This window comes from Trichlorobacter sp. (assembly GCF_030247655.1).
Classification (GTDB): domain Bacteria; phylum Desulfobacterota; class Desulfuromonadia; order Geobacterales; family Pseudopelobacteraceae; genus Trichlorobacter.
Window position 1 is genome coordinate 1 of sequence record NZ_JAOTRZ010000318.1, and the last position, 2312, is coordinate 2312.

The following is a 2312-nucleotide window of genomic DNA, read 5'->3' on the forward strand; positions in this document are numbered from 1 at the left end:
AGCCACAGGAGCCTTAATATCTTCAATCGGTTCGCTACCAATATACGGGAATACGTCACGATTCAGGCGGCTCATGATCGTTACCGCATGGCCCTCTGTCCATTGATCAATAAACCGCCCATGCCATTCACGGGCTATCACTTCAAAACTGTTAGCAGCCTTTTCAAGCCGGGTTTGCTTTTGAGCCTTCTTCACAGCACCAGGATCAACTCCGCCTGCAATGGTACGCTTGGCATCCAGCAGCTTCTGTCTGGCATCGGACAGGGTGATAACCGGATAAGCCCCGAGATGTAACTCTTTGGCCTTTCCTTCAAACCGGTACTTGATCCGCCAGAGTTTACCTCCTGAAGGGGTGACAGCCAGATACAGACCGCCACCATCAAACAACCGGTACTCTTTTTCTTGTGGTTTGGACTTACTTATCTTCAGATCCGATAATGGCAAAACCCGCTTTGGCATTGGCCTTACCTCCGTTTTGGGGGTGTCTGAATTTTTTTGGGGTGGTTTTACAGAGAAAACACCCCCAAAAACTTCGGATTCAAGCATATCAAAGCGAACAACAACGCACAACACAAAAGCAAAAGCCCCTGATTTATCAGAGGCTTTTGAACGTATCCGCACTATGGCGAACGGTTAATTGGTGGAGGCGGTCGGAGGGGAAGACGCACAATCTCACCACCACAAGCACCTTATAAATTATTGAGTCTGTTGAGCAATTTCGCGTCCGACACAGAACTCTACGGTTCCAGTATACCGGATATTGTACCGCTCAGTATACCCAACAGATGTACAGCAAATACAGTCAATAATTTAGCTTATTTACAAAGAGCGTGGAGTGAATCCCAAAACAGGAGTCACATTCAGGAGTCTAACGGCATCTATTTGGTCTTGGCAAGTTCAGTATTCACGCCATCTCTTAACACGGCACTTGGCTTAAACGCCAATACCCTCCGTGTTGCAATCGCAATCACTTTACCAGCGCCATAAGTGCGACCGGCCTCCTTGAGGGTGGGGCGGTCTTGGCGCAGTTGGACATTAATCAAGGTCTAAGTTCTTTTCCTGGGCCGTACCAGTCACTTAGAAGCAAGCTTATGCCATTGCTAATTTCGTCTCTTCTGGATTCATAAGACTTATTGTTTGTAACAATTATGGCGAATGACTGTTTCGTTAGTTGGTTCTGCCTACCGCTATGCTCATCAACATGTGCAGAATATATGGGTGTCATGATGCCACTAGTTAAGTAATATTCAGCATTGACATTTTTGAATGCGTCCCATATTTCAAATATTGCTTCATCAACATCATGATGTTCTGAACTTGAAAGTGTATCGGGACCCCCATTGTTGGGATAACGTCTTTCATAATAAGCGTTTATTCGATTTAATCTCGGTGAAAGTTGTGCCGAGCAAGAGAGACCAAGATCAACCGCAAGCTTAAGGGCGGCTCCCACATTATGCCCAGCTTCTCGATTTCGCCCCAAAGCCTTTGATTTGTCTCTAACGGCTTTAAATGCGTCATCAGCTGTATTAATAGCTGGATCTTTAAACAGCAGATATGCTTTTAATAGCTTTTCTACTGACTGAGTAGCCATTTCAAAGCTTGACCACAAGCCATTGAGCATTCCAAATCTGGCCAATAGATAGTCTTCATTTGATTTCCATGCTAATTCCCACGCATCTTTATTTTGTCTCAAAAACTCGTGTAGTTCTTTTTGCGTGCTCACAATCTCTCCTGTTATAATGATCTCATCGTTGTAGAAGGAGACCAGCAATGAGTCAATTTTAACCATAAGGATTGCCACATGCTCGAATAGCCTTCAAACTTACTGGACGAAAGAGTTGCCTTCCAACCAGAATTGCGGAGGCCTTCAATACTTGAAGCTATTTGTTCAGGGTAACGTTCCATATTGCAATTTTTTGCTAACTCTCTTGGCAATTAATATAGGTCGAATATCCTTTCCAACGAACCATGAAAAAAGGAAGTAAAAGCCAATAAATAAAAGGCTTGTCACATACTGGCTTGCTGACGATGCTTTTAGTAACAAGAAAGAAATTGGTACACCCATGAAAATCACTAAAAGGATGGAAGTCACAAAAAACAAGTGTGTACCGAAACCCAAGACCACGGTTAGTTTTCCATCTTTTACTTCAAGGTAAAACGAGGCAACCCGAAGCTCAAAAAGCGATAAATTACCGGTTGCATAAGCAGCCATAAGTGCGTTTACAAATTGTGGAGAACCTATTCTTCCAACGACACTACGAAATATTTCCTCATTCCGGGCTGTCATAACCAGCTGATGTACTGTCTCGTTG

The 2312-nt window shown here is 43.8% G+C and carries 3 protein-coding genes; all 3 read right to left on the minus strand.

Features of this window, described 5'->3' with window-relative positions:
• A partial coding sequence (locus OEL57_RS16205; protein WP_300741913.1) for a tyrosine-type recombinase/integrase occupies positions 1–459 on the minus strand: 459 nt, incomplete at its 3' end.
• A 580-nt stretch (positions 460–1039) separates the two neighbouring features.
• A complete protein-coding gene (locus OEL57_RS16210; RefSeq protein ID WP_300741914.1) occupies positions 1040–1789 on the minus strand; it encodes a hypothetical protein in 750 nt (249 codons plus the stop codon).
• Between the two features lie 99 nt (positions 1790–1888).
• The coding region (locus OEL57_RS16215; protein WP_300741916.1) for a hypothetical protein at positions 1889–2312 on the minus strand (424 nt) is incomplete at its 5' end.